Origin of the sequence: Frigoribacterium sp. Leaf172 (assembly GCF_001424285.1) — a bacterium.
Lineage (GTDB): Bacteria > Actinomycetota > Actinomycetes > Actinomycetales > Microbacteriaceae > Frigoribacterium.
The window spans coordinates 1,026,756-1,050,791 of the sequence record NZ_LMPB01000001.1 but is presented as its reverse complement, the minus strand read 5'-3'; the positions used below and the strand labels follow the sequence as shown (position 1 = coordinate 1,050,791).

General features: G+C 73.1%; 24 protein-coding genes. 10 read left to right on the top strand and 14 right to left on the bottom strand.

Features of this window, described 5'->3' with window-relative positions; genetic code table 11:
- The 4 genes from ASF89_RS05070 to glp are packed head-to-tail and all read right to left on the bottom strand — an operon-like array spanning nucleotide 1 to nucleotide 2,689.
- Nucleotides 1-474 carry a molybdenum cofactor biosynthesis protein MoaE gene (locus tag ASF89_RS05070; protein WP_055812533.1) on the bottom strand — a complete coding sequence of 158 codons (474 nt, stop codon included), beginning with the start codon at nucleotides 472-474 and terminating at the stop codon, nucleotides 1-3.
- Nucleotides 467-955: a molybdenum cofactor biosynthesis protein B gene (locus ASF89_RS05065; protein ID WP_055812530.1), complete on the bottom strand. Its 489-nt coding sequence runs from the start codon at nucleotides 953-955 to the stop codon at nucleotides 467-469. The genes ASF89_RS05070 and ASF89_RS05065 overlap by 8 nt, the downstream gene beginning before the upstream one ends.
- Nucleotides 952-1,452 (bottom strand): cyclic pyranopterin monophosphate synthase MoaC, encoded by a 501-nt coding sequence (gene moaC / locus ASF89_RS05060; protein WP_055794312.1) that lies wholly within the window; start codon nucleotides 1,450-1,452, stop codon nucleotides 952-954. Before moaC ends, ASF89_RS05065 begins: the two co-directional genes overlap by 4 nt.
- Nucleotides 1,445-2,689 (bottom strand): gephyrin-like molybdotransferase Glp, encoded by a 1,245-nt coding sequence (gene glp, locus ASF89_RS05055; RefSeq protein WP_235483986.1) that lies wholly within the window; start codon nucleotides 2,687-2,689, stop codon nucleotides 1,445-1,447. Before glp ends, moaC begins: the two co-directional genes overlap by 8 nt.
- A 37-nt stretch (nucleotides 2,690-2,726) precedes the next feature.
- On the opposite strand from glp, the gene ASF89_RS05050 reads away from it, so the two are divergent.
- The 5 genes from ASF89_RS05050 to ASF89_RS05030 all read left to right on the top strand — a co-directional run bounded on the left by ASF89_RS05050 (nucleotide 2,727) and on the right by ASF89_RS05030 (nucleotide 6,938).
- Nucleotides 2,727-3,608 (top strand): MTAP family purine nucleoside phosphorylase, encoded by an 882-nt coding sequence (locus ASF89_RS05050; RefSeq protein WP_055794310.1) that lies wholly within the window; start codon nucleotides 2,727-2,729, stop codon nucleotides 3,606-3,608.
- Nucleotides 3,605-4,705, top strand: a complete 1,101-nt coding sequence (locus ASF89_RS05045) for an NAD(P)-dependent oxidoreductase (RefSeq protein ID WP_082489789.1) — start codon at nucleotides 3,605-3,607, stop codon at nucleotides 4,703-4,705. The genes ASF89_RS05050 and ASF89_RS05045 overlap by 4 nt, the downstream gene beginning before the upstream one ends.
- 105 nt (nucleotides 4,706-4,810) lie before the next feature.
- Entirely contained in the window at nucleotides 4,811-5,494 is a 684-nt protein-coding gene (locus ASF89_RS05040) for a glycosyltransferase family 2 protein (RefSeq protein ID WP_055812527.1), read from the top strand.
- Nucleotides 5,491-6,213, top strand: coding sequence for a DUF2064 domain-containing protein (locus ASF89_RS05035; RefSeq protein WP_055794304.1), 723 nt, complete (start codon nucleotides 5,491-5,493; stop codon nucleotides 6,211-6,213). The genes ASF89_RS05040 and ASF89_RS05035 overlap by 4 nt, the downstream gene beginning before the upstream one ends.
- Nucleotides 6,210-6,938: a bifunctional 2-polyprenyl-6-hydroxyphenol methylase/3-demethylubiquinol 3-O-methyltransferase UbiG gene (locus tag ASF89_RS05030; protein ID WP_055812524.1), complete on the top strand. Its 729-nt coding sequence runs from the start codon at nucleotides 6,210-6,212 to the stop codon at nucleotides 6,936-6,938. Before ASF89_RS05035 ends, ASF89_RS05030 begins: the two co-directional genes overlap by 4 nt.
- On the opposite strand, the gene ASF89_RS05025 is transcribed toward ASF89_RS05030, so the two are convergent.
- Both ASF89_RS05025 and ASF89_RS05020 read right to left on the bottom strand, forming a co-directional pair.
- On the bottom strand, nucleotides 6,884-7,366 hold the full coding sequence (locus ASF89_RS05025; protein WP_055812521.1) for a hypothetical protein: 483 nt from the start codon (nucleotides 7,364-7,366) through the stop codon (nucleotides 6,884-6,886). The genes ASF89_RS05030 and ASF89_RS05025 overlap by 55 nt on opposite strands.
- A complete protein-coding gene (locus tag ASF89_RS05020; RefSeq protein WP_055813132.1) occupies nucleotides 7,366-8,697 on the bottom strand; it encodes a molybdopterin-dependent oxidoreductase in 1,332 nt (443 codons plus the stop codon). Before ASF89_RS05020 ends, ASF89_RS05025 begins: the two co-directional genes overlap by 1 nt.
- A 68-nt stretch (nucleotides 8,698-8,765) precedes the next feature.
- Here ASF89_RS05020 and ASF89_RS05015 point away from each other — a divergent pair, with 68 nt between their 5' ends.
- Genes ASF89_RS05015 through ASF89_RS05005 form a run of 3 tightly spaced genes read left to right on the top strand, consistent with a single transcriptional unit; the run spans nucleotide 8,766 to nucleotide 11,673 of the window.
- Nucleotides 8,766-10,244 (top strand): glycosyltransferase 87 family protein, encoded by a 1,479-nt coding sequence (locus tag ASF89_RS05015; protein WP_235483985.1) that lies wholly within the window; start codon nucleotides 8,766-8,768, stop codon nucleotides 10,242-10,244.
- 9 nt (nucleotides 10,245-10,253) lie between these two features.
- Nucleotides 10,254-11,348: a GTP 3',8-cyclase MoaA gene (moaA, locus tag ASF89_RS05010; RefSeq protein WP_156357241.1), complete on the top strand. Its 1,095-nt coding sequence runs from the start codon at nucleotides 10,254-10,256 to the stop codon at nucleotides 11,346-11,348.
- 1 nt (nucleotide 11,349) lies between these two features.
- On the top strand, nucleotides 11,350-11,673 hold the full coding sequence (locus ASF89_RS05005) for a MoaD/ThiS family protein (protein ID WP_055812515.1): 324 nt from the start codon (nucleotides 11,350-11,352) through the stop codon (nucleotides 11,671-11,673).
- Nucleotides 11,674-11,982: 309 nt separating this feature from the next.
- Here ASF89_RS05005 and ASF89_RS15840 read toward each other — a convergent pair whose 3' ends face one another.
- Nucleotides 11,983-13,446 (bottom strand): ThiF family adenylyltransferase, encoded by a 1,464-nt coding sequence (locus ASF89_RS15840; protein ID WP_055812513.1) that lies wholly within the window; start codon nucleotides 13,444-13,446, stop codon nucleotides 11,983-11,985.
- Here ASF89_RS15840 and ASF89_RS04995 point away from each other — a divergent pair.
- The gene (locus tag ASF89_RS04995; RefSeq protein ID WP_055812510.1) at nucleotides 13,445-15,121 is read left to right on the top strand and encodes a hypothetical protein; all 1,677 of its coding nucleotides are present in this window, start codon (nucleotides 13,445-13,447) and stop codon (nucleotides 15,119-15,121) included. The genes ASF89_RS15840 and ASF89_RS04995 overlap by 2 nt on opposite strands.
- Nucleotides 15,122-15,160: 39 nt before the next feature.
- On the opposite strand, the gene ASF89_RS04990 is transcribed toward ASF89_RS04995, so the two are convergent.
- From ASF89_RS04990 to rsmI, 7 genes are all read right to left on the bottom strand, one after another.
- The gene (locus tag ASF89_RS04990; RefSeq protein ID WP_055794290.1) at nucleotides 15,161-16,099 is read right to left on the bottom strand and encodes a 4-(cytidine 5'-diphospho)-2-C-methyl-D-erythritol kinase; all 939 of its coding nucleotides are present in this window, start codon (nucleotides 16,097-16,099) and stop codon (nucleotides 15,161-15,163) included.
- A gap of 13 nt (nucleotides 16,100-16,112) precedes the next feature.
- Nucleotides 16,113-16,631 (bottom strand): hypothetical protein, encoded by a 519-nt coding sequence (locus tag ASF89_RS04985; protein ID WP_055812508.1) that lies wholly within the window; start codon nucleotides 16,629-16,631, stop codon nucleotides 16,113-16,115.
- A 37-nt stretch (nucleotides 16,632-16,668) separates the two neighbouring features.
- Complete coding sequence (rsmA, locus tag ASF89_RS04980) at nucleotides 16,669-17,547, bottom strand: 16S rRNA (adenine(1518)-N(6)/adenine(1519)-N(6))-dimethyltransferase RsmA (RefSeq protein WP_055812505.1); 879 nt, start codon at nucleotides 17,545-17,547, stop codon at nucleotides 16,669-16,671.
- On the bottom strand, nucleotides 17,547-18,524 hold the full coding sequence (locus ASF89_RS04975; protein ID WP_055794284.1) for a TatD family hydrolase: 978 nt from the start codon (nucleotides 18,522-18,524) through the stop codon (nucleotides 17,547-17,549). Before ASF89_RS04975 ends, rsmA begins: the two co-directional genes overlap by 1 nt.
- Nucleotides 18,521-20,089, bottom strand: a complete 1,569-nt coding sequence (metG, locus tag ASF89_RS04970; protein WP_055794282.1) for a methionine--tRNA ligase — start codon at nucleotides 20,087-20,089, stop codon at nucleotides 18,521-18,523. The genes ASF89_RS04975 and metG overlap by 4 nt, the downstream gene beginning before the upstream one ends.
- A gap of 123 nt (nucleotides 20,090-20,212) precedes the next feature.
- Entirely contained in the window at nucleotides 20,213-21,199 is a 987-nt protein-coding gene (locus ASF89_RS04965) for an NADP-dependent oxidoreductase (protein ID WP_082489785.1), read from the bottom strand.
- Between the two features lie 153 nt (nucleotides 21,200-21,352).
- A complete protein-coding gene (gene rsmI / locus ASF89_RS04960; protein ID WP_055812503.1) occupies nucleotides 21,353-22,180 on the bottom strand; it encodes a 16S rRNA (cytidine(1402)-2'-O)-methyltransferase in 828 nt (275 codons plus the stop codon).
- Nucleotides 22,181-22,226: 46 nt separating this feature from the next.
- Here rsmI and ASF89_RS04955 point away from each other — a divergent pair, with 46 nt between their 5' ends.
- Complete coding sequence (locus ASF89_RS04955) at nucleotides 22,227-23,960, top strand: dolichyl-phosphate-mannose--protein mannosyltransferase (protein ID WP_082489784.1); 1,734 nt, start codon at nucleotides 22,227-22,229, stop codon at nucleotides 23,958-23,960.
- Nucleotides 23,961-24,036: the final 76 nt, after the last annotated feature.

The window sequence follows — 24,036 nt, the reverse complement described above, 5'->3', positions numbered from 1 at the left end:
TCAGCCCAGCGACGCCGTCCACTCGTCGGAGCCGTCGGCGAACTCCTGCCGCTTCCAGATCGGCACGCGCGCCTTGACCTCGTCGACGAGGGCGGCGCAGGCCGCGAACGCCTCGGCGCGGTGGGCGGACGACACGGCGCAGGCCAGCGCGACGTCGCCGATCTCGAGGTCGCCGTAGCGGTGCTCGGCGGCGACCCGCACCTCGGGATGCGCGGCGGCGATCGACAGGGCCACCTCGCGGATCACGTCAGTCGCGTTCGGATGCGCCTCGTAGTGCAGGGCCGTGACCCCGCGCCCCTCGTCGTGATCGCGCACCACGCCCTCGAAGGTCACGACCGCCCCGGAGGCGCGGCTCGCCACGAGAGCCGAGCACTCGGTCACCGAGAGGGCCTCGTCGACGACCCGCGCCAGCAGCACGCGGTCGGCGGCGGGCGAGGCGGCCCGGCCGGCGGGCGAGGCGACGTCGTCAGTCATGCGATCCTCCGGCCAGCTGGTCGACCACGTGGTCGACGACGCCGCCGAGCACCTCGAGACCGTCGCGGACTCCCCCGCGCGAACCCGGCAGGTTGACGACGAACGTGCGACCGCTGACGCCGGCGACGCCGCGTGACAGGATCGCGGTCGGCGTGGCGGCGAGACCCCTGCGACGGAGCTCCTCGGCGACGCCGGGCAGCTCGCGCTCGAGCAGCGGGCGGGTCTGCTCGGGGGTCGCGTCGGTCGGCGAGACCCCGGTGCCGCCGGTCGTCACGATCACGTCGGGCGAGGTCGCGAGGGCCTCGGCGAGCGCGCGACCGACGGGCTCGCCGTCGGCGACGACGATCGGGGCGGGCACGTCGTAGCGTCGGGCCTCGAACCAGGCGCGGATGACCGGGCCGGTGAGGTCGTCGGCGCTCCCCGCGGCGGCGCGGGTCGAGGCGACGATGACGACGGCGCGGCGGACGGGCAGGGTCGTCATCGCGACCAGTCCCCCGACTTGCCGCCCTGCTTCGCGACCACCTTGACGTCGTGGATCTCGGCGAGCGGGTCGACGGCCTTGATCATGTCGTAGAGCGTCAGCGCGGCGATCGAGGCGGCGGTGAGCGCCTCCATCTCGACGCCCGTCTTGCCGTGGGTCTTGACGCGGGCGAGCACGACGATATCGGTCTCGCCGGGCTCGAAGTCGACGGTGACCGATCCGATCGGCAGCGGATGGCAGAGCGGGATCAGCGACGACGTCCGCTTGGCGGCCATGATGCCGGCGATGCGGGCGGTGCCGAGCGCCTCGCCCTTCGGCAGGGTGCCCTCGACCAGCCGGGCGAGCACGTCGGCCCGGGTCGTGAGGCGCGCCTGAGCGGTGGCGATGCGCGTGGTCTCGCTCTTGTCGGTGACGTCGACCATGTGCGCCGTCCCGTCGTCACGCACGTGGGTGAGCCGAGGAGGCGCGGTGTCGTCGGGCCGGTCGCGATCAGTCATCGAGCGCCCACACTACGACGTCGTCGCCCGCCTCGACCCGCTCGACGCCGACGGGCAGGTGCACCAGGAGGGTGGCCGCCGCGTGGTTCGACAGCAGGTGGGATCCGGCGCCGCCGACGAGGGCGACCCGGCCGTCGGCGTCGAGACGCCCTCGGCGGAGCTGGTGCTTTCCGACGGGCGACTCGGCGGGTTCTGCCATCGGGGCGACCGTGCGCGCGCGCGGGCGGCCGACGCCGGTGGCCGCCTGCAGGAGCGGACGGAGGAAGACCTCGAACGAGACGAGAGCGCTGACCGGGTTCCCGGGGAAGCACACGGCCGGCAGCCGGCGGTCGCCGACGGAGAGGGGACCATGCCCCTGGGGGCCCCCGGGCTGCATGGCGACCGACCCGAACACGACGCCCGCGGTCTCGAAGGCGTCGCGGACCACCTCGTACGCGCCGGCGCTGACCCCGCCGGTCGTGACGACGAGGTCGACGTCGGCGGCGTGCCGGGCGATCAGCGCGGTCAGCGTGGCCGCGTCGTCGGTGACGCGCTCGGCGACGACCTCGACGCCGACCTCGGCGAGGGCCGCGGCGAGCGCGACGCCGTTCGCATCGTGGATCTCGCCCGGGCCCAGCTCGGCGCCGGGTGCGGCGAGCTCCTCGCCGGTCGAGACGAGCAGGAGGCGCGGTCGGCGTCGGACGGCGACCTCGCCGAGTCCGGCTGCCGCCAGCACACCCCAGCGCGCCGGGGTCATGATCGTGCCGGCCGGCAGCAGCACGCTGCCCGCGACGACGTCGGAGCCGGCCTCGCGGACGAACGCACCGGCCGCCACGGGACCGGTGACCGCCACCCGGGCGTCGACGCCCTCGGCGGGGAACAGCGGAGGCTCGACCCGCTCGACCGGAACGACGGCGTCGGCGCCGTCGGGCACGGCGGCGCCCGTCATGATCGGCGCGGCCGTCCCGGGGAGCAGGGCCGGGCCCACGCGCCCGGCGGGGATGCGGTCGACCACGACGAGCGAGGCGTCGGCGACGACGTCGGACGACGACACGGCGAAGCCGTCCATCTGCGAGTTGGCGAACGGGGGGAGGTCGATGGGCGCGACGACGTCGGAGGCGAGCTCGCGCCTCCGGTAGCGGTCGGGGTCGGCCGCCACGGCGGCCGGATCGAGCGGGAGGCGCTCGCTCGGTCGCGACGCCAGGGCGGCCTCGACCAGCCCGGCCACGTCGTCCTGATGCTGATCGATGGTGCGCACGAGGCTCCTCCCGGCTGTCGTCGGTAGCGTAGCGGGGGTGACCGACACCACCCCCGCCTCCTCGTCCCCGCCCCGCGTCGACGTCGCCGTCATCGGCGGCTCCGGCCTCTACTCGCTCTTCGCCCCCGGCACGGCGACGAGCCACGTGGTCGCCACCCCCTACGGACCGACGTCGAGCGAGGTCTCGATCGGCGAGCTGGGCGGCAAGCGCGTCGCGTTCCTCACCCGTCACGGCAAGGGGCACTCCGTGCCGCCGCACCGCATCGACTTCCGGGCCAACGTCTGGGCGCTGGCGTCGCTCGGCGCCCGGGCCGTCGTGTCGTCGTCCGCCGTCGGCGGCGTCAGCCCCGAGTACCCGCCGGGGACGATGGTGGTCACCGACCAGTTCATCGACCGCACCTGGGGCCGGCCCGACACCTTCTACGACGTCGAGGGCTCGGTGCAGCACCTCGTGGCCGCCGACCCGTTCGACCCGGTGCTGCGCGCCGCCGCCGTCGCCGCCCTCGAGGCGCAGGGCGAGCCGTTCGCACCGACCGGCACGTGCGTGGTGATCCAGGGTCCGCGCTTCTCGACGCGAGCCGAGTCGCTGTGGTTCCGTGCCGCGGGGGCCCACACGATCAACATGACGATGTACCCCGAGGTGCCGCTGACCCTCGAGCTCGGCATGGGCGCCGTCAACATCTCGTTCGTCACCGACAGCGACGCCGGCATCTCCCCGGAGGAGGGCACCGATGACGACGCGGTCAGCCACCAGCTCGTCATGGACCGCCTCGCCGCCGCGCAGCCCCGCATCGTCGCCGCCATCGAGTCGATCGTCGCCGGCCTGCCGAGCGACTACGAGCCGCGCGAGCTCATCCCGGCCGACGCCGTCGCCGCGGTGCTCGCCCGCCCCGTGCTGTCGCGCCGGACCGCGCTGTGACCGCCGGCTCCGGCGGCGCGGCCGACCCGCGCCTCCTCGGCCGTCTGCTCGTCACGGGCGGAGCGGGGTTCATCGGCTCCGCGATCGTCGCGCAGGCCCTCGACCGCGGCTGGACCGTGCGCGTGCTCGACTCGCTGCGATCCGACGTGCACGGCGGCGAGCCCGAGCTCGACCCGCGCGTCGAGTTCATCCGAGGCGACGTCCGCGACGCCGACGTCGTCGACCGGGCGCTCGACGGCGTCGACGCGGTCTGCCATCAGGCGGCGAAGGTCGGTCTCGGCGTGGACTTCCAGGACGCCCCGGACTACGTCTCGTCGAACGAGCTCGGCACCGCCGTCGTGCTGGCCGCGCTCGACCGGGCCGGCATCGACCGCCTCGTCGTGGCCTCGTCGATGGTCGTCTACGGCGAGGGCAGCTACCGCACCTCGGCGGGCGCCACCGAGCGCCCCGCCCCGCGCCGCATCGTCGACCTCGACGCCGGCGTGTTCGACCCGCGCGACGAGACCGGCGCCCTGCTCGAGCCGCAGCTCATCGGGGAGGACGCCCCGCTCGACCCGCGGAACGTCTACGCCATCACGAAGCTCACCCAGGAGCACCTCGCCACCTCGTGGGCGCGCAGCACGGGTGGTCGCGCGGCCGCCCTGCGCTATCACAACGTCTACGGCCCCGGCATGCCCCAGAACACCCCCTATGCCGGTGTCGCGTCGCTGTTCCGCTCGGCGCTGCAGCGGGGCGAGGCGCCGCGGGTCTTCGAGGACGGAGCTCAGCGTCGCGACTTCGTGCACGTGCGCGACATCGCCGCCGCCAACCTCGCCGCCCTCGACTGGACGACCGAGCAGGCGCCCGAGACCTTCCGGGCGTTCAACGTCGGCAGCGGGGTCGTGCACACGATCGGCGAGATGGCGGCGGCCCTCGCCCGCGAGGCCGGCGGCCCCGAGCCCGTCGTCACCGGCCAGTACCGCGCCGGCGACGTGCGGCACGTCACCGCGTCGTCCGCACGGCTGCGCGACGAGCTGCGCTGGGAGCCCGCGGTCACCTTCGAGGAGGGCATGCGCGAGTTCGCGACGGCGCCGCTCCGCGCATCCGTCGCGCCCTAGACCGCCCCCTCCGAGGCCACCGGGGCGGCCGGGTCGGCTGTCCTCGATGCGCAGGCGGCGCGCCTCCCATCACCTTCATGGGATCGCATCCGTACAGTCGGGAGGATGACCACTCCTCCCGTCGGCGCCCCCCTCGTCGACGTCGTGCTGCCCTGCCTCGACGAGGAGGGCGCGCTCCCCTGGGTGCTGGGCCGCATGCCCGAGGGCTGGCACGGCATCGTGGTCGACAACGGCTCCACCGACGACTCGGCCCGCGTCGCCGCCGACCACGGCGCGACGGTGGTGCAGGAGGCGCGGCGCGGCTTCGGCAGCGCCGCCCACGCCGGTCTCCTCGCCGCCACCGCCCCCTACGTCGCCTTCTGCGACGCCGACGCCTCGATGGACCCCGCCGACCTCGTGGCACTCGCCGCGCCGGTCATCGCGGGCGACGCCGACCTGGTGCTCGGCCGCCGTCGGCCGACCACCCGCGGGGCCTGGCCCGTGCACGCCCGCATCGCCAACCTCGTGCTGGCGCGGCTGATGCGACGGGCCAGCGGCGTCGCGCTGCACGACCTCGGGCCCATGCGCGTCGCCCGACGCGACGCCCTGCTCGCCCTCGACCTGAAGGACCGCCGCAGCGGCTACCCCCTCGAGATGGTGCTGCGCGCCTCCGAAGCCGGCTGGCGCATCCGCGAGCAGGACGCCCCCTACTCGCCGCGCGTCGGGCGCAGCAAGGTGACGGGCACGATCCGGGGCACGAGCATCGCCGTGAAGGACATGTCGCGACTGCTGAGAGAGGTGGGCCGATGACCACCATCGTCGTGATCGCGAAGGAGACGATCGCCGGACGGGTCAAGACCCGCCTGCACCCGCCGCTCAGCCTCCAGCAGGCCGCGGACGTCGCGGCGGCGGCCATCCAGGACACCCTCGCCGTGGCGTCGGCGCTGCCCGCCACCCGGCGGGTGCTGCTCTTCGACGGCAACCGAACGCCCCCCGGCTCCGAAGAGTTCGATGTGATCCCTCAGATCGGTGGCGACCTCGACGCACGGCTCGGCGCCCTCTTCGACGAGGTCGACGGCCCCACCGTGCTGATCGGCATGGACACGCCCCAGGTCACCGTCGAGACGCTCTCGCCCGTCTTCACCGACTGGACCGACGACGTCGACGCGTGGTTCGGCCCCGCCAACGACGGCGGCTTCTGGGCCCTCGGACTCGCCCGCCCGACCGGCGATCTGCTCCGCGGCGTGCCGATGTCGCGTGACGACACCGGGGCGCATCAGCTCCGCCGCCTCGCCGAGGCCGGGCTGCGCGTGCGCATGCTGCCCGAGCTCGTCGACGTCGACACCATCGATGACGCCCGACTCGTGGCCGCCACCGCACCGGACAGCCGCTTCTCCGCGGCGCTCCGCCTCGCCCAGGCGAGCCCGGAGACCGACCCGGCCCGCGCCTCCTCGACCACCCTCGCTCCCCCCTCCGCCGCCGAGGCACCGTCGCCGGCCGACTCGACTCCGAAGGAGCCGCACTCGTGACGCTCACCGCCGACACCCGCCCTCAGCCCGTCGCCACCTTCGGATCGGGCGGGGCCGAGCCCTACGCCCGGGCGCTCCGCCGCGAGGGTCGACTGAGGCTCGTGCGGGCCGACGTCGCCCCCGAGACCGCCGGCGGGACGCCTCGCGCCGCCGCGACCGACGCCCCCGCCGACGAGCCCTTCGACGTCGCCCGCTGGAGCGCCGCGGCCGACGCCGCCGACCTCTCGACCCTCGCCGACGCGCGATCCGTCCTCGACATCGGCTGCGGCCCCGCCCGCATGGTGCGCGCCGCCGCCGCCCTCGGCATCGACGCGCTCGGCATCGACGTGTCGGAGACCGCGGTCGCCATGGCCCGCGACGCCGGTCTGCCGGTGGCCGCGGGTTCCGTCTTCGACCCGCTCGAGGCCGAGGGGCGGTGGCACGTCGCCCTGCTCCTCGACGGCAACATCGGCATCGGCGGCGACCCCACGGCCCTGCTGGCCCGATGCGCCGAGGTGATCGCGCCGAACGGCTCCGTCGTCGTCGAGACCGCCCCCGACGTCGACGCCGACGAGTTCTACGACGCCCGCGTCGTCGACGACCGCGATCTCGCGAGCGCGACGTTCCCCTGGGCCGAGGTGGGCCGCGCGGCCCTGCCGGCCCACGCGCGTCGCGCCGGCCTCCGCGTCGCTCAGACCTGGTCGGTCGACTCGCGCGACTTCTGCCGCCTCGTCCGCACGAGGTAGGCCACGACGGCGAGCGCCGTCAGCACGACGATGACCAGCCACATGACCGACAGGCGCCCGGCGTAGTCGAACGGCAGCACCGTGTCGTTCTTCGGCCCCTTCGCCTGAGCCACGATCTCGGGCACGACGATCATCGTCATCACGACGCCCACGACGACGGCGCTCTGCACGAGGGCGACGACGACCCCGGGGACCCTCCGCCCCGTCCGACGCACCGCGAGGGCGGCCACCACGACGAGGGGCGCGATGATCGCGTCGTGCACGATCACCGACCCGAGCAGCCAGACGAGCAGTCCGCCGTACCGGGTCGGACTGACCGTCTCGGTCAGCACGTAGCCGCCGAGGCCGATCAGGGCGATGCCGAAGACGACCAGCAGAGCCCGGGTCGCGCGGACGCCGCGACCGGCGGCGGGGGGCGTGGCGGTCATCACAGCACCTCGATCGTGGTCAGCCATTTGGTCTGCAGCACCCCGGGCCTCCCCGGCGCGATCACCCGCGCCGGATAGCCGTGGTCGATGCTCAGCCGCTCGCCGTTGAGCTCGAGGGCGATCAGCGTCGCCGGGTCGGTCGCGAACTCGGGACCCATCAGCATCACGCGGTAGCCCCCGCGCTCCTCGAGACTGGTGAAGCGCAGCCGTCGCTCGGGCGGGGCGCCGACGGACGCCATCAGATCGACGAGCCGGACACCGCGCCACAGCCCCGTCTGACTCCAGCCCTCGACGCACGAGATCGGCAGCGCGCCCTCGTTCTGCGTCATCGCCCTGAGGTCGTCCGCGCTGAACGAGCGGGAGCGGTCGCCGTTCGAGACGGTCAGGGCCCAGCCGGGCGCCATCGCGCTCTCGAGCACCCGCGCGGCGGCGGCGGTGCGGTTGATCGGCAGATCGTTCGGGCCGATGCCGCGCTGGCGCGGGGCGAAGGCGTTGAAGGGCTCGAACGCCGTGAACGACTGCCCCGCCGTCAGCACGACCGCGCCGCCCGTCGCGACCCCGATCGCCCCGAAGAACCCGCGCCGCGACACCCGGGCGTTCCGCGGCTCGTCATCGCCCTCGTGCGCGGTGTCGATCCACTGCACGATCCGGCCGACGATCCCGCGGGGCCGAGGAGGCGCGGTGCCGGTGGACTCGGCGACCCGCGCCTCCTCGGCCCTGCGCCTCGTGGCGAGCTCGCGGGTCGCCGCGAACTCGGCCCGTGCCGGGTCGAGCGCCCCGTGCGGCTCGACGAACACGCCGTCGGCGTCGTAGCTGTCGCGGGCCCGCCAGTAGCGGGTGATGAGGGGCAGCTTCACGGCGATGTGGATCGCCAGCGACCCGATGATGACGAACGACAGCGCGAAGTGCACCTGCCGGAACGGGAACGGCCACGGGTAGTACTGGAACGTGTTGAGCAGACCGGTGACGAGCTGCAGCACCGACGTGGCGATGAAGACGGCGATGGAGGCGCGCTCGAGCACCTGCACCGGGTGCCTCACCGGCGGGTACTGGAACAGCTGCGGGAACACCGCGTGGAGCTTGCCGAGCAGCAGCGGGATGCAGGCGATGCCCGCCGTGATGTGCACGCCCTGGCTCACCTGGTAGAGCCAGACGGGGCGGGTGGGGAACCGCATCCACTCGGCGGGCTCCTGCAGGAAGTGGCTGTAGAGACCGGTCAGCAGGCAGACGACGAAGGCGATGCCGAGCAGGCGACCGAGCACGGTGGCCGTCCGGGCGTTCCGCGTCGGCGACGACGCCGCGAGACGGAGTGTGAACAGCAGGCTTCTCATGGTGATGCGCCTCGGGGTCTGGCCCGACACATCGGACACCCGGGTGGGCGTCCGACAGACTGGCTCTCGTGCGTACTCTATTCGCGGCCGTGGCCGTCGGCGGTTTGGCCGTCGCCGTGGGTTGGGGGCTGCTGACCCTCGGATTCGTCGCGAAGGAGACCCGCGCCGACTTCGTCCACTGGACCGCCGTGTGCTGGGGGCTGTTCGTCGTCGCCCTGCTGCTGCTGCGCCGCGTGCCGGCGCGCGCGGTCACGGCCCTCGTGCTCGTCGGCGCCGCAGCCGTCGGCGGGGCGTCTCTGCTCAGCCCGCCGAACACCAGCACCGACCCCGCCCGCTACGCCTGGGACGGCATCGTCCAGACCGACGGCGTCTCGCCGTACGCGTACACGCCCGAGGCGGGCGAGCTGCGCGACCTGCGACCCGAGTGGATCTTCCCGCCCGCGGCCGAGTTCACCCGCGACGACGGCACCATCGGCCTGCGCTGCGGGCAGGAGACCCGGCAGATCCACCGCGGCTACGACACCGGGACCGGCGACGTGGTCTGCACGGCGATCAACCGGCCCGAGGTGCCCACGATCTACCCGCCGACCGCCGAGCTGTACTTCTGGGCCGTGCGCGCCGTCGTCGGACCCGACGCCGAGTTCGCACCGCTGCAGGTGCTCGGGCTCGTCATGGTCCTCGCCACCACCGCGGCGCTCCTCGTGGCGCTCCGCCGACGCGGACTCGACCCGCGCTGGGCGGCGCTCTGGGGATGGTGCCCCCTCGTCTACAGCGAGGGCGTGACGAACTCGCACGTCGACCTGCTCGGCGGCGTGCTCGTGCTCGCCGCGTCGCTGCTCGTCTCGACGCGGCGGCGGTGGCGCGGCGGGATCGCCCTGGGCGCGGCCATCGCGACCAAGCTCATCCCCGTGATCGCCGCACCCGCCCTGCTGCGCCGCCAGCCCCACAAGGTGATCGTCGGCGCGGTCGTGACCTTCGCGGTGCTCTACGTGCCCTACGTCGTCTCGACCGGGATCGCGGTGCTCGGCTACCTGCCCGGCTACCTCACGGAGGAGGGCTACGAGGACGGCAGCCGCTTCGCCCTCGTCTCGGCCTGGGTTCCCGACGCGTGGGCCACACCCGTCGTGGTGCTCGTCGTGGGCGTCACCGGTCTGCTCGTCTGGCTGAAGACCGACCCCGACGACCCCTGGCTCGGCCAGCTCGTCATGATCGGCGTGACCCTCGTCGCCGTCAGCCCGCGGTACCCCTGGTACGCCCTGCTGCTCGTGCCGTTCGTGGCCATGACGGGGCGGTGGGAGTGGCTGGCGATCCCCGTCGCGCTGCTCGTGCGGCAGTTCGAGCCCGGTCTCGCCCTGCAGCGGTCGTCACTCGCCACCGCCGTGCTGGTCATCCTGCTGGTGTCGCTCTGGCGCGCGCGGCCGGGCTTCGCCGACCGGCTGCTCGACGGGTTCGCGGACGACGCCCGACGGGTGCGCGCACTCGTCCCACGAGGCGGTCGGCCTTCCGGTGCGGCGACACGGAGCGCGGATGTCGGCCGCGGGGCTTAGCCTCGACAGATGACCGTCTCACTCGGACTGCCCACGATGCCCGGCCGGGCTCGTGACATCGCCGCGACCATCCCGCGGCCGTCGAGCGGGTCGGCACCCGGGCTGCTCGACCGGTTCGGTCGCACCGCCACCGACCTGCGTGTCTCGCTGACCGATAAGTGCAATCTGCGGTGCACGTACTGCATGCCCGCCGAGGGGCTGCCCGCCCTGCCCCGCGAACAGGCGCTCGACGCCGACGAGATCGTGCGGCTCGTCGAGATCGGGGTGCGCCTCCTCGGCATCCGCCAGGTGCGGTTCACCGGTGGCGAGCCGCTGCTGCGCGCCGACCTGATCGACATCGTCCGCCGGGTCTCGGCCCTGTCGCCCCGACCCGAGGTGTCGCTCACCACCAACGCGATCGGACTCGCGCACCGGGCGCAGGCGCTCGCCGACGCCGGTCTCGACCGCGTGAACGTCTCGCTCGACTCGCTGCACGCCGAGACCTTCATGAAGGTGTCGAGGCGTCCGTTCCTCGACAAGGTGCTGGCCGGGGTCGACGCCGCCGCCGCAGCCGGGCTCACCCCCGTCAAGATCAACGCCGTGCTGCTGCCCGGCGTGAACGACCACGAGGCGCCCGACCTGCTCGCCTGGGCGCTGCGGGGCGGGCACGAGCTGCGCTTCATCGAGCAGATGCCGCTCGACGCCGACCGGAGCTGGGACCGCGCCTCCTTCGTGACCTCGCGCGACATCCACTCGCTGATCGCCACGCGCTTCGATCTGCGTCCGACCGACATCGACCGCGACGGCGCCCCCGCCGAGCTGTTCGACGCCGTCGGACGAGGCGACGACGCCGGCCTCCACGGTCGCGTCGGCATCATCGCCTCGGTCAGCGAACCGTTCTGCGCCGACTGCCGCCGTACACGGATGACCGCCGAGGGGGGCATCCGCAGCTGCCTGTTCAGCGAGGGCGAGACGGGGCTGCGCGATCTGCTGCGCGCCGGTGCGTCCGACGACGAGCTGGCCGACGCGTGGCGCGGCGCCATGTGGGCCAAGCCTCAGGGACACGGCATCGACGACCCCGACTTCGTGCAACCCGCCCGCACCATGAGCGCCATCGGAGGCTGACATGTCGACACTCCTCGAACAGGCCGGAGAGCCTGCGCCCGACGTCCCCCGCACGCCGATCTCGGTCACGCTGAGGTTCTTCGCGGCGGCGCGCGCGGCCGTCGGCCGAGACGAGCAGCGCGTCGACGTCCCGACGGGCGAGCGACCCACCATCGGTCGCCTGCTGACCGAGGTGCGACCCGTCGAGGGGATGTCGGCGGCCGACTTCCGCGACGTGATGCTCCGCTGCTCGTTCCTGGTCGACGGGATCACCACCCGCGACCGCGAGCAGCTCGTCGACGACGGCGCCGTCATCGACGTCATGCCGCCCTTCGCCGGGGGCTGACGCGGTGCCGCGCTTCGCCCCGGGGGCTCTGACCCGTCGCTGCGGTTCGGCGCTCGCCGACACGGCGCGGCCACTCGCCCCGGCGCTCTGACCCGGCGCTGCGGTTCGCCGCTCGCCGACGCGGCGCCGCCCCTCACCCCGGGGGCTCTGACCCGGCGCTGCGGTTCGCCGCTGGCCGACACGGCGCGGCCCCTCGCCCGAGGCCGACAGGGCGTCGCTCTTCGCCGGCGCTGACACGGCGCGCCCTCGACCAGGGGCTGCCGCGGTGTCGCCCTTGGCCTGAGGCTATCGCGGCGTCGCGGTGCGGACTCAGCCGCCGGCGACCCGGTGGCCGGCGGTGCCCTGCGCCAGCTGCCATCCGATCATGCCGCCGTGCAGCACCGCTACGTCGAACCCGTCCCTGATGAGCAGCTCGGCGGCAGCGCGTGCCCGGGGCCCACGGGCGCAGTACACGACGACGGGCAGCGCCGGGTCCAGCTCGGGTCGTTGACGCGTGCGCGTGCCGAAACCCGCCGCGAGGACGTCGCCGGTGATGTGCGCGAAGACGTGCTCGTCGAGCTCGCGGACGTCGAGCAGCGTGAATCCCCGACCGCCGGCCCCGCGCGCCTCCAGCATCGTCGACAACTCAGGCGATCCGACGTCGGGTCGGGCCGAGCCCCGGTGCGAGGGCTCTGCGCCTGAGTCCCCGACCGCGGCGCCGGGCCCCACCGACGCACGCCCACCCGTCGACAACTCAGGCGATCCGACATCAGGTCGGGCCGAGCCCCGGTGCGAGGGCTCTGCGCCTGAGTTACCGACCGCGGCGCCGGGCCTCACCGACGCACGCCCACCCGTCGACAACTCAGGCGATCCGACGTCCAGTCGGGCCGAGCCCCGGTACGAGGGCTCTGCGCCTGAGTTACCGACCGCGGCGGCGGCGGGGGCGGCGGGGGCGGTGGAGGCGCGGCGCAGGGCGTTCGCGGCGGCCCGCTCCCCGGCTCGATGCGGCGCCCGGGCGACCCGGCTCTCACGCCAGGTCGCCTCGAGCGCGTCGACGGTGACCACGCGCCCCAGAAGCGGCTCGCCGATGCCGGCGAGGAGCTTGACGACCTCGGTCGCCATGGCCGTGCCGACCGTGCCGCACAGCGGTCCGAGCACCCCGACGTCGGCGCACGACTCGTCCCAGCCCGCGGCGGGAGGGGCCGGGTGCAGGTCGCGGTAGTCGACCGACCGGCCGTCGGGCGCATCGTCCCAGAACACGCTGAGCTGCCCGTCGAACCGGTTGACGCTGCCCCAGACGACGGGGAGCCCCCGGGCGGCGGCCTCGTCGGCCACGACGTAGCAGGTGTCGAACGAGTCGCTGCCGTCGACGATGAGGTCGTAGTCGTCGAGCAGCGCCGAGTTCTCGGCCGTGAGTCGCACAGGATGGACGACGACGCGGACGTCCGGCGCCGACGCTCGGACCCATTCCGCCGCCGCACGGGCCTTCGGCACCCCCACCTGGTCGGGGCGGAACAGGACCTGACGCTGTAGATTCGACAGGTCGACGACGTCGTCGTCGACGATCCCCAGCGTCCCGACACCGGATGCTGCGAGATACTCGATCACCGGTGCGCCGAGTCCCCCGGCTCCCACCACGAGCACCCGCGCGGCCAGCAGTCGGCTCTGCGCATCGAGGCCGAACCCCGGCAGTCGGACGCTCCGCGAGTAGCGGGCCGACACCTCGAGCGAGTCCGAGGCATCCGCACCGGTCGACGAATCCGGCACCGAGACGAGAGGGGGCAGAGACGACATGGCAGACCTCCAGACAACGCGTGCGGACCACGCGCCGTCCACTGTAACCGCGGGTCGGGCGCCCTCCTCGCGAGGTCTGCTCGGCCGACGGCACGCCGACGCCGTCCTCATCGGTCTTCTCGGCGCGCTCGTGTCGGGGGCCTTCCTCTGGGTTCCGTCGGTCTGGTACGACGAGGCCGCCACCGTCGTGTCGGCCACCCGCTCGTGGGGGCAGCTCTGGGCGATGATCCAGACCGTCGACCTGGTCCACGCGGCGTACTACGCGTTCATGCACCTGTGGTTCGACGTGTTCCCGTACTCCCCCGTGTCGCTCCGGGTGCCGAGCGCGATCGCGACGGGCGTCGCCGCGGGGCTGACCGTGGCTCTGACGCGCATCCTCGTCGACCGACGCACGTCGGTGGTCGCCGGCCTGCTGTTCTGCCTCCTGCCCCGCGTCACCTGGATGGGCGGCGAAGGCCGCTCGTACGCCCTGTCGGCCATGCTCGCGGTCGCGCTCACCCTCGTGCTCGTCGTCGCCGCGCGTCGCACGGCCGAGTCGGGTGCGGCGCGGACGCATCGCTCCGTCGTCGGCTGGTGGGTCGCCTACGCGGTGCTGGCGGTCGTGTCGGCCGCGTTCTTCCTGTACCTGGCGCTGCTCGTCGTGGGGCACGCGGTGACCATGCTGGTGCGGGTGCTGCGCGACCGGCACGACCAGCGCCTCCAGCGGGACCGGGTCGACGAGTGGGCGCGCACGGGTGCGGTCGCGGTCGTGCACGACCCGGAAGGAGGCGCCAGGCTGACGGTCCGCTCGTCACGTCGGGCGCTCGCCGGCTGGTTCGTCGGAGCCGCCGTCGCCGGACTCGCCAGCCTGCCGCTGGCCTGGTTCATCGCGTCGCAGAACGGCCAGATCAGCTGGATCGAACGCCCCACGTTCGGGACGCTGCGCTCGGTGCTCGTGACGCAGTGGTTCTACCAGAACGAGAGCTTCGCGATCTTCGGTCTGCTCTGCGCCGGGGCGAGCATCGTGGTGCTGTCGCTGCGTCTGGTGCCCGCCGCGCGCGGCTTCGCCGAGGTCGTGCTGCCGTGGATGGTCGTGCCGACCGCAGGGCTGATCATCGTGTCGCTCGTCGGCAGCCCGCTGTACTCGCCTCGCTATCTGACCTTCGGCACGCCCGCGATCGCGATGACGATGGCGGTCGCCGTCGCCGCGATCCCGTGGCGGCGCGTCATCGCCCTCGTGCTGCTCGTCGCCGTCGGGCTGACCTCGCCCACCTACGTCGATCAGCGCCAGCCCGAGGCGAAGGACCGCTCGGCCTGGAACCAGGTCGCCGCCCTCGTGGCACGCGAACGCGCGGACGAGCCCGCCGACCTCGAGGAGGGGCTCGTCTTCGGCCCCGTGCGACGTCACCCGAAGGCGACCTCGCGGATCATCCAGGACACCTACCCGGACGCGTTCGAGGGCATGTCCGACTTCACGCTCGAGACCCCGGGCGCCGAGACCGACGGCCTCTGGGAGGTCCAGCGCCCCCTCGGCGACGTGCTCGACCGCACGGACGACCTCGACGTCGTCTGGCTCATCACGAGCGACCGGCAGGACTGGCGCCCCCGGGTGACCGAGCAGCTCGCCTCGAAGGGCTTCCGACTCGACCGCGAGTGGAACCTGACCCGGACGAACGTCCTGCGCTACGAGCGCTGACCACGACCGGCCGACCGCGGCCTGCTGGTCGGTCGCCGCTCAGTCGGAGACGACGCGGGCGCCGTGCACCGGACCGGTCGCGCGCACGACCGACAGCTTCGCCGAGCCGAGCGCGAGCTGCAGCTCGAGGGCGCCGTCGAGGTCGGGCGCCAGGAACGCGACGGTCGGACCCGAGCCCGAGACGAGGCCCGCCAGCGCGCCGTTGCCCTCGCCGAGCTCGAGCACCGCGGCGAGCCCCGGCTCGAGGTGCAGCGCGGGGGCCTGCAGGTCGTTGTGCATCGAGTCGGCGAGCATCCCGGCATCACCCGCGCGGAGGGCCTGGAGCACACCGGCGTCGACGACCGGTCGACGGACGGGCGAGATGTCGCTCGAGTGGCGCCGGCGGTGCTCGTCGAGCTCGCGGTACACGGTGGGCGTCGAGAGTCCGAAGTCGGCGAGGGCGAGCACCCACTGGAACGTGCCCTTGGCGAGGGCAGGGCTGAGCTCGTCGCCGCGACCCGTGCCGATGGCCGTGCCGCCGGCGAAGGCGAAGGGGACGTCCGCACCGAGCTCGGCGGCGAGGTGGAGCAGGTCGTCCCGGCCGAGACCGGTGCCCCACAGCGTGTCGCAGGCGAGGAGGGTGGCCGCCGCGTCGGCGGAGCCGCCGCCCATGCCGCCGGCGACGGGGACGTTCTTGTCGATGCGCAGGGCGACGCCGCCGCGATAGCCGGTGGTGGAGGCGAGGAGGCGCGCAGCCCGGATGGCGAGGTTGCTCCCGTCGGTCGGCACACCGCTGACGTCGACCGCCGGACCGCCGGCGACCTGCACCGAGAAGTCGTCGGACCGGCGCGCCCGGACGTCCTCGTAGAGCGACACGGCCTGGTACGCCGTGGCGAGCTCGTGGTAGCCGTCGTCCTGCAGATCGCCGACGGCGAGGAACACGTTGATCTTGCCGGGGGCCCGCGTGTGGACCACGGTCGGGGCGGCCTCGGTCGTCATGACACCAACCTAGTCAGTTCTGGCGATCGACCATGACGTCGAGGGCCGCGGTGAGCGCCTCGCGGACGGGTTGCACGCGCTCGGGAAGACGGAGTCGCCCCTGCGTGAGCGCGACGGCGCACTTGCCCCCGGTCGAGGGCGTGACCGTGATCGTCAGCACGTCGCCGTTCGACAGCGTCCACTCGGCCGTCGGACGACCGCCCGGCCGACTCGTGACCGGTGCCGCACCTCCCGTGTACTCGGCCAGGCGCGACACGAGCAGCTCCAGCAGCTCGGCGGGCTCGCCGCGGAGACTGCGCCCGAGGGTCACCGCGTACGACCCGTCGGGTTGCAGGCCGGGCGACGGCAGCCCCCTGGCCTGCTCGTATCGCACGGTGATGACCTGCGCCCACCAGGGGGCGACCTCGTGATCGACCATCAGGAGGTGCGCGATCCGCTCGTGGGAGAGTCGCGTCGCCCGCGCCCCGTCGAGGAGAGCGAACCAGTCGGCGGCGCTCCGCCCCGTGCCCGAGCCGAGTCTCGCGTCGCTCACCGAGCGGGCGGGAGGATCCGTTCGACGCGGCATGCGCTCAGTCGGCGTCGGACACCCGCGACCCGGACAGCGCGTCGAGGTCGCTCGCCCGGGCGATGGCCAGGAAGTCGTCGACGGTCAGCTGCTCCCCGCGGACGGTCGGCGCGATGCCGGCGCGTTCGAGGGCCTCGGTCGCCGCGGCGGACGAGCCGTAGAGGGACGACAGCGACTGCCGCATCATCTTGCGGCGCTGCTGGAACGCCGCGTCGACGAGGGCGAACACGGCGAGACGCTCGGTCTCGGTGCCCCGGGGCGCACGCCGGTCGAACGCCACGAGGATGCTGTCGACGTTCGGCACCGGCCAGAACACCTGGCGGCTGACCTGCCCGGCTGCGCGGAACTCGCCGTACCAGGCGGCCTTGATGCTGGGCGATCCGTAGATCTTCGAGCCGGGCTCGGCCGCGAGCCGGAGACCCACCTCGGACTGCACCATGACGAGACCGTGCTGCAGGCTGTCGAAGTGCTCGAGGAAGTGGAGCAGCACCGGCACGCTGATGTTGTACGGCAGGTTGGCGACGAGATGAGTCGGCTCGACCGGCAGCGACGTGACCCGCATCGCGTCGTCGACGACGACCGTGAGCTCGGCGGCCGGCTGCAGCAGCGCGACCGTCTGCGGCAGCTGCTCGGCGAGGCGCTTGTCGATCTCGACGGCGACGACCGAGCAGCCCGCCTCGAGCAGACCGAGGGTGAGCGAGCCGAGCCCCGGACCGATCTCGACCACCGACGTCCCGGCCGAGACGCCCGACGCGGTGACGATGCGGCGCACCGTGTTGGCGTCGTGCACGAAGTTCTGCCCGAGCTTCTTGGTCGGCTGGATGCCGAGCATCTCGGCGAGATCGCGGATCTCGGCGGGGCCCAGGAGGGTCGCTCGGGCCATCAGGCGTCGACCGTGACGGGTTCGTCGTCCCAGCCGCCGTAGACCAGCTCGGTGTTCGACGAGATCTGCGCCGCGAGCATCGAGACGTCGGTGCCGATCGTCTCGGCCATCGACCGGAGGGTGAACGGCACGAGGTAGGGCGCGTTGGGGCGACCGCGGTACGGCACGGGGGTGAGATACGGCGCGTCCGTCTCGACGAGGAGCAGATGGCGCGGCAGCTGCACGAGGGCGTCGCGGAGCGGCTGGGCGTTCGAGAAGGTCACCGTGCCGGAGAACGACGCGTACCAGCCGTTCTCGGCGAGGATGCCCGCCAGCTCGGGCCCGCCGCTGAAGCAGTGGAACACCGTGCGCTCGGGTGCGCCCACCTCGAGCAGCAGGTCGACGACGTCGTCGTGGGCGTCGCGATCGTGGATCTGCAGGGCGAGACCGTGTCGCTTGGCGATCTCGATGTGCGCTGCGAACGACTCGATCTGCGCGGCGCGCCCTTCGGGGCCGGTGCGGAAGAAGTCGAGACCGGTCTCGCCGATCGCCCGCACGCGCGGTCGCGCGGCGAGCTCGTCGATCACGGCGAGGGCGGCGTCGAGCCGCCCCTCGTCGGCCAGCCGGGGGGCCTCGTTGGGGTGCAGCGCCACGGCGGCGAGCACGCGGGGCTCTCGCGCCGCGATCTCGGCCGACCACCGCGAGGTCTCGACGTCGGTGCCGACCTGCACGACGCCGCGGATGCCCACGGCGGACGCGCGGTCGAGGTGCTCCCGGTAGTCGAGCGGGCCGCCGTCGGTGCCGGGCTCGCCCTCGCCGTCGGCGATCTCGAGGTGCGTGTGGTTGTCGTAGACCGGGACGACGAGCGGATTCGGCGGGGCCGGGTAGCTGAGGTCGCGCTTCTTGCCGCCGGATTCGCTGGAGGTGCGGTGCCGGACGTGGGTCGGCGTCGCCTCGCCCGTCGGGTCGGCCCCCGACCGGGCCTCGTGCTCGCTCACGCCGCGGGCTCCGGCTGCTCGATCCGCGGGAAGAGACCGGCGGCCAGCGGGGCGACCGTCGGGGCGCTCGACCACTCGGGGGCGCGGTCGACGGGCTGACTGGTCAGCTCGCCCTGGCCGATGCTCTGCCAGAGGGTGGTCGTGGCGGTCGGGATGAACGGAGAGAGGAGCACGGTGAGCGTGCCGAGACCGCGCAGCGAGGTCGCCAGGACCGTCGCGAGACGCTCGCGCTTCGAGTCGTCTTTCGCGAGCGCCCAGGGCTCCTGCTCGGTGATGTAGCCGTTGAGGGTGTCGACGAGCTCCCACACGGACGAGAGCGCCTCGTTGATCGCGAAGCGGTCGATGGCGGCATCGGCCTCGGCGGTGACCCGCACCTCGGTCTCGCGCACGGCGAGGTCGGCGTCGGTCAGCTCGCCGGCGACCGGGACGGTGCCGTCGAAGTACCGGGTGATCATGGCGACGACCCGCGAGGCGAGGTTGCCGAAGCCGTTGGCGAGCTCGGCCTGGTACCGCGCCGAAATGTCCTCCCAGCTGAAGTTGCCGTCCTGACCGAAGGTGATGGCGCGCATGAAGTAGTACCGGAAGGCGTCCGAGCCGAAGACGTCGGTGATCTGCTGCGGCGCGATGCCGGTCAGCTTCGACTTCGACATCTTCTCGCCGCCGACCAGCAGCCAGCCGTGACCGAAGACGTTCTTCGGCACGGGCAGACCCGCGGCCATGAGCATGGCGGGCCAGATGACGGCGTGGAAGCGCGCGATGTCCTTTCCGACCAGCTGCACGGCGGGCCAGCGGCGGCGGAACTCGTCGTCGTCGACGCCGTAGCCGATGGCGGTGATGTAGTTCAGGAGGGCGTCGAACCAGACGTAGACGACGTGCTTCTCGTCCCATGGGACCTTGACGCCCCAGTCGAAGCTCTGCCGCGAGATCGACAGATCACGGAGACCCTGCTTGACGAACTGGACGATCTCGTTGCGCACCGTGTCGGGCTGGACGAAGTCGGGCTGCTGCTCGTACAGGTCGAGCAGGCGCTGCTCGAAGTCGCTCATGCGGAAGAAGTAGTTGCTCTCTTGCAGGAGCTCGACGGGCTTCGAGTGGATGGCGCAGACCTGCTGACCCTCGAACGGACCGGTGCCCTCGACGAGATCGCCCGGCTGCTTGTACTCCTCGCAGCCGACGCAGTAGAACCCCTCGAACTCGCCCTGGTAGATGAAGCCGTCGTCGTAGAGCTTCTGGAGGAACGTCTGGACGCCCTTCTCGTGCCGCTCGTCGGTCGTGCGGATGAAGTCGTCGTTGCGGATGTCGACCGTCTGCAGCAGGGGCTTCCAGGATTCGGTGACGAGCTTGTCGGCCCACTCCTGCGGGGTCACGCCGTTGCTCGTGGCCGTGCGGAGGATCTTCTGACCGTGCTCGTCCGTGCCGGTCAGCAGCCAGGCGTCGTCGCCCCGCTGCCGGTGCCACCGGGCGAGCACGTCGGCTGCGACCTCGGTGTAGGCGTGACCGATGTGCGGCACGTCGTTGACGTAGAAGATGGGCGTTGCGATGAAGAAGGAGTCGCCGGCGGGCATGGGGACCATCTTAGGTGCGGCCACCGACACGACGACGCGACCCGCGCCTCTTCGGCTCCGACCGCCGGGAGCCCAGGAGGCGCGGGTCGCGACGGCGACGCCGGGCGCGGCTCGACCGGTCGCTCAGGTCGCCTGCTCGGACCCCTCGTCGGTCCCGGCGCGCTCGCCCTCGTTCTCGCCCGGGTAGGCGACGACGTCGAGGCCCAGCACGTACTTGCCCCGGGCGTGGCCGTCCTCGAGGTCGCGGTAGGCGTCCCTCACCTCGTCGAGAGGGAAGACGCCGTCGATCGGCACCGTGATCTTCGCCTCGGCGATCAGCCCGAGCAGCTCGGTCAGCACCGCCTGGGTCGTGGCCTGCGCGCTGCCCTCGGCCTTGACGCCGTGCCGCTCGACGGCGTCGAAGTCGGTGATCGTGTTGATGCGGTGCGGCGCCACCCCGAGCTCGAGCCCGTACTCGACGTTGCCGTGCCCGTAGCAGTCGATGAAGGCGTCGACGCCGGTGGTCGCGACGTCGCGGATGCGGCCCACGACGCCCTCGCCGTACTCGACCGGGATGACGCCGAGACTGCGGAGGAAGTCGTGGTTCTGCTCGCTCGCGGTGCCGATCACGGTGAGTCCCCCGAGCACCGCCAGCTGCGACACCAGCACCCCGACTCCCCCGGCGGCGGCGGAGACGACGAGGGTGTCGCCCTCGGTCGCCTGCACGGCGCGGAGGGCGGCGAACGCGGTGGGCCCGGTCACGCTGATGCTGCCGGCGACCTCCCACGCGATGTTGCTGGGCTTCCGAACGAGCTGGTCGGCCGGCACGACGACGAACTCGGCGTGCGACGACCTCGTGGCCCAGCCGACCACCTCGTCGTCGCGCGACCAGCCGTCGACGCCGTCTCCGACCTCGTCGACGATGCCGGCGAAGTCCGTGCCCTGGCCCGACGGGAACGACGCGGGGAACGCGTCGTGCAGCAGACCGGCGCGGATGGCGGCCTCGCCGGGGTTCAGCCCCGCGGCCTTGACGGCGACGACGACCTGCCCCGGGCCCGCCTGCGGCTTCGCGATCTGCTCGACCCGCAGCTCGTCGATGTCGCCGTACTTCTCGAACCGGACCGCTTTCATGCCGTGCTCCTCACTCTGCCGAGCGCGCCCCGTGCAGACGCGTCGTCCTTCGAGCTTGCACCCCGGGGCCCGGGTCGGGTCCGGTCCGTCCGTCCGATCGTCCGCCCGCCCGCCGCGGATCGCATGACGGCGAGTATGCCGCGCAGGAGGGCGCTAGGGTCGCGGCGGGCGGGCCGCGAGGGCCGCCTGGTACAGGTCGCGCCGTGACAGACCGGTGGCCGCGGCCACGTCGGTGGTCGCCTCCTTCAGGCGGACCCCGTCGGCCACGAGCGACTGCACCTGCGCCAGCCCGGCCGCGAGATCGACGACGCGCTCCGGCGCACCCTCGACGACGAGGCAGATCTCGCCGCGCACGCCCTCGGCCGCCCACGACGCGAGCTCGGTCGCGGTGCCGCGCCGCACCTCCTCGTGCATCTTCGTCAGCTCGCGGCAGACGACGGCACGGCGATCGCCGCCCAGGGCGGTCACGAGATCGGCCAGCGAGTCGGCCAGACGATGCGGCGACTCGAAGAAGACCATCGTGCGGCGCTCGTCGACGAGCGCGCCGAGCACGCGCAGCCGGTCGCCCTGCTTGCGCGGCAGGAACCCCTCGAAGCTGAAGCGGTCGGTGGGCAGGCCCGACACGGCGAGCGCGGTGAGCACGGCCGACGGCCCGGGGATCGCGGTGACCGTGACGCCCGCCGCGGCCGCCGCCTCGACGAGGGGGAACCCGGGGTCGCTGATCGCGGGCATGCCGGCGTCGGTGAGCACCACCACGTCGGAGACCCGGGCCAGCTCGACGATCTCGGCCGCCTTCTCGCGTTCGTTGTGCTCGTGCAGCGCGATCAGGCGCGGACGGTTCTCGACCCCGAGGGCGCGCATGAGATGGATCGCGGTGCGGGTGTCCTCTGCGGCGACCACCTCGGCGTTCGAGAGCGTCTCGACGAGGCGTCGCGAGGCGTCGCCGAGGTTTCCGATGGGGGTGGCGACGAGCACGATCACCCGACCATTGTCCCCCGCCCGCTGCGCCGCTCATTACGATGGCCCGATGACGACCCCGCCCGAGCGCGACTCCGCCGTGCTCGCCGAGGTCGACGGCACGCCCGCCGAGCCGCACGACGGGACGCCCGCCGCACCGCACGACGGGCGGACGGCCGAGGAGGCGCGGGTCGACTCCTCGGCATCCGCGAGCGTCGCCGAGGGATCCGCCCCGAGCGAGCCCGCGCTGACCCGTCTCGACGCCTGGTGGGGGCGGCTGCTCTCGACGCCCGGCCGGCGCCGCGCCTGGGCGTTCGGCGGACCGATTGCGGTCACCCTGCTGGCGGCCGTGCTGCGCCTGTGGCATCTCGGCCACCCGGGCTCGCTGGTCTTCGACGAGACCTACTACGTCAAAGACGCGTGGACCCTGCACGAGCTCGGCTACGAGGCCGCATGGCCGGCCGACTACGACCCCACCTTCGCCGCAGGAGGCGCCGACGGCTTCTCGACGGCGGCGTCGTTCGTGGCTCATCCGCCGCTCGGCAAATGGCTGATCAGCCTCGGCATGGCGGCGCTCGGCCCGGACGATCCGGCGGGCTGGCGGCTCAGCACGGCCGTCGTGGGCATCCTCGCGGTCGCCCTCGTGGCCGTGATCGGCACGGTGCTGCTCCGGTCGACGCTGGTCGGCACGCTCGCGGGGTTCCTGCTCGCCATCGACGGGCACGCCATCGTGATGTCCCGGGTGTCGCTGCTCGACAACTTCGTCATGCTCTTCGGCCTGCTGGCCTTCGCCGCCGTGCTGCTCGACCGTCGGTGGACGGCGCGGCGGCTCGACGCCTGGGTGTCGCGGAGGCGGAGCGCGGGGCGCGATCTCGCGTGGGGGCCGGCCCTCTGGTCGCGGCCGTGGCTGCTGACGGCGGGTCTGCTGTGCGGCCTCGCCACGGGCGTCAAGTGGAACGGGCTGTACTTCCTGGCCGTGTTCGCGGTCTACACGGTCGTCGTCGACGTGCTGGCTCGCCGCCGCGCCGGGGTCGAGTTCTGGCTGACGGGCACCCTGCTGAAGCAGGCGCCGGTGAGCTTCCTGCTCACCGTGCCCGTGGCGCTCGTCGCCTACCTCGTCACCTGGACCGGATGGTTCGTGACGGGCGGCGGCTACTACCGGAACTGGGTCGAGGAGGGCGGTCAGCGCTGGACGGGCGCGCTCGCGTGGGTCCCCGACGTGGTGCAGAACTTCTGGCACTACGAGGCCGGCGTCTACGCGTTCAACGTGGGTCTCGCGACGCCGCACTCGTATCAGGCGAACCCGTTCACGTGGCTGCTCATGCTGCGCCCGACGAGCATGTACTACCAGGGCTTCGACGAGGGTCAGGGCGGCTGCGAGGTGGCCCGCTGCGGCGAGGCGATCACCTCGGTCGCGAACCCGGTGATCTGGTACGCGGCAGTCGCGGCGTGCCTCTATCTGCTCTACCGGGTGGTCCGGCACCGCGAGTGGCGCCACGGCGCGATCCTCGTCGGCATCGCGGCCGGCTACCTGCCCTGGCTCGCCTTCTCGGATCGGACGGTCTTCCAGTTCTACACGATCGCCTTCGAGCCCTATCTCGTGCTCGGGCTCGCGGCGACCCTCGGCATCATCCTCGGCCGGCGCACCGATCACCTCGATCGCAGGCGGAGCGGGATCGCCGTCACCGCCATCGTCGTGGTGGCCGCCGTGGCGGTGACCGTCTTCTTCTACCCGCTGTGGACGGCGCAGCTCGCCGACTGGGAGTTCATCCGCATCCACTACTGGATCCCCAGCTGGAAGTGACACCGCTCCTCCTCAGCAGGGGAGGCGGGGGTCGTCATGTGTCGTCGGGTTACCTGCCGAGTCCCCCCGTGACGAC

Excerpts from the sequence above, each read along its gene's own strand:
- metG (WP_055794282.1), bottom strand. The coding sequence starts at position 20,089 with ATGCCCGCCGGCGACTCCTTCTTCATCGCAACGCCCATCTTCTACGTC.
- ASF89_RS15840 (WP_055812513.1), bottom strand. The coding sequence starts at position 13,446 with ATGTCGTCTCTGCCCCCTCTCGTCTCGGTGCCGGATTCGTCGACCGGT.
- ASF89_RS04955 (WP_082489784.1), top strand. The coding sequence starts at position 22,227 with ATGACGACCCCGCCCGAGCGCGACTCCGCCGTGCTCGCCGAGGTCGAC.
- ASF89_RS05020 (WP_055813132.1), bottom strand. The coding sequence starts at position 8,697 with ATGAGAAGCCTGCTGTTCACACTCCGTCTCGCGGCGTCGTCGCCGACG.
- ASF89_RS04995 (WP_055812510.1), top strand. The coding sequence starts at position 13,445 with ATGGCAGACCTCCAGACAACGCGTGCGGACCACGCGCCGTCCACTGTA.
- moaC (WP_055794312.1), bottom strand. The coding sequence starts at position 1,452 with ATGACTGATCGCGACCGGCCCGACGACACCGCGCCTCCTCGGCTCACC.
- moaA (WP_156357241.1), top strand. The coding sequence starts at position 10,254 with ATGACCGTCTCACTCGGACTGCCCACGATGCCCGGCCGGGCTCGTGAC.
- ASF89_RS04965 (WP_082489785.1), bottom strand. The coding sequence starts at position 21,199 with ATGAAAGCGGTCCGGTTCGAGAAGTACGGCGACATCGACGAGCTGCGG.
- ASF89_RS05040 (WP_055812527.1), top strand. The coding sequence starts at position 4,811 with ATGACCACTCCTCCCGTCGGCGCCCCCCTCGTCGACGTCGTGCTGCCC.
- ASF89_RS04990 (WP_055794290.1), bottom strand. The coding sequence starts at position 16,099 with ATGACGACCGAGGCCGCCCCGACCGTGGTCCACACGCGGGCCCCCGGC.
- rsmA (WP_055812505.1), bottom strand. The coding sequence starts at position 17,547 with ATGGCCCGAGCGACCCTCCTGGGCCCCGCCGAGATCCGCGATCTCGCC.
- ASF89_RS05005 (WP_055812515.1), top strand. The coding sequence starts at position 11,350 with ATGTCGACACTCCTCGAACAGGCCGGAGAGCCTGCGCCCGACGTCCCC.
- ASF89_RS05035 (WP_055794304.1), top strand. The coding sequence starts at position 5,491 with ATGACCACCATCGTCGTGATCGCGAAGGAGACGATCGCCGGACGGGTC.
- ASF89_RS05070 (WP_055812533.1), bottom strand. The coding sequence starts at position 474 with ATGACTGACGACGTCGCCTCGCCCGCCGGCCGGGCCGCCTCGCCCGCC.
- ASF89_RS05025 (WP_055812521.1), bottom strand. The coding sequence starts at position 7,366 with ATGACCGCCACGCCCCCCGCCGCCGGTCGCGGCGTCCGCGCGACCCGG.
- ASF89_RS05065 (WP_055812530.1), bottom strand. The coding sequence starts at position 955 with ATGACGACCCTGCCCGTCCGCCGCGCCGTCGTCATCGTCGCCTCGACC.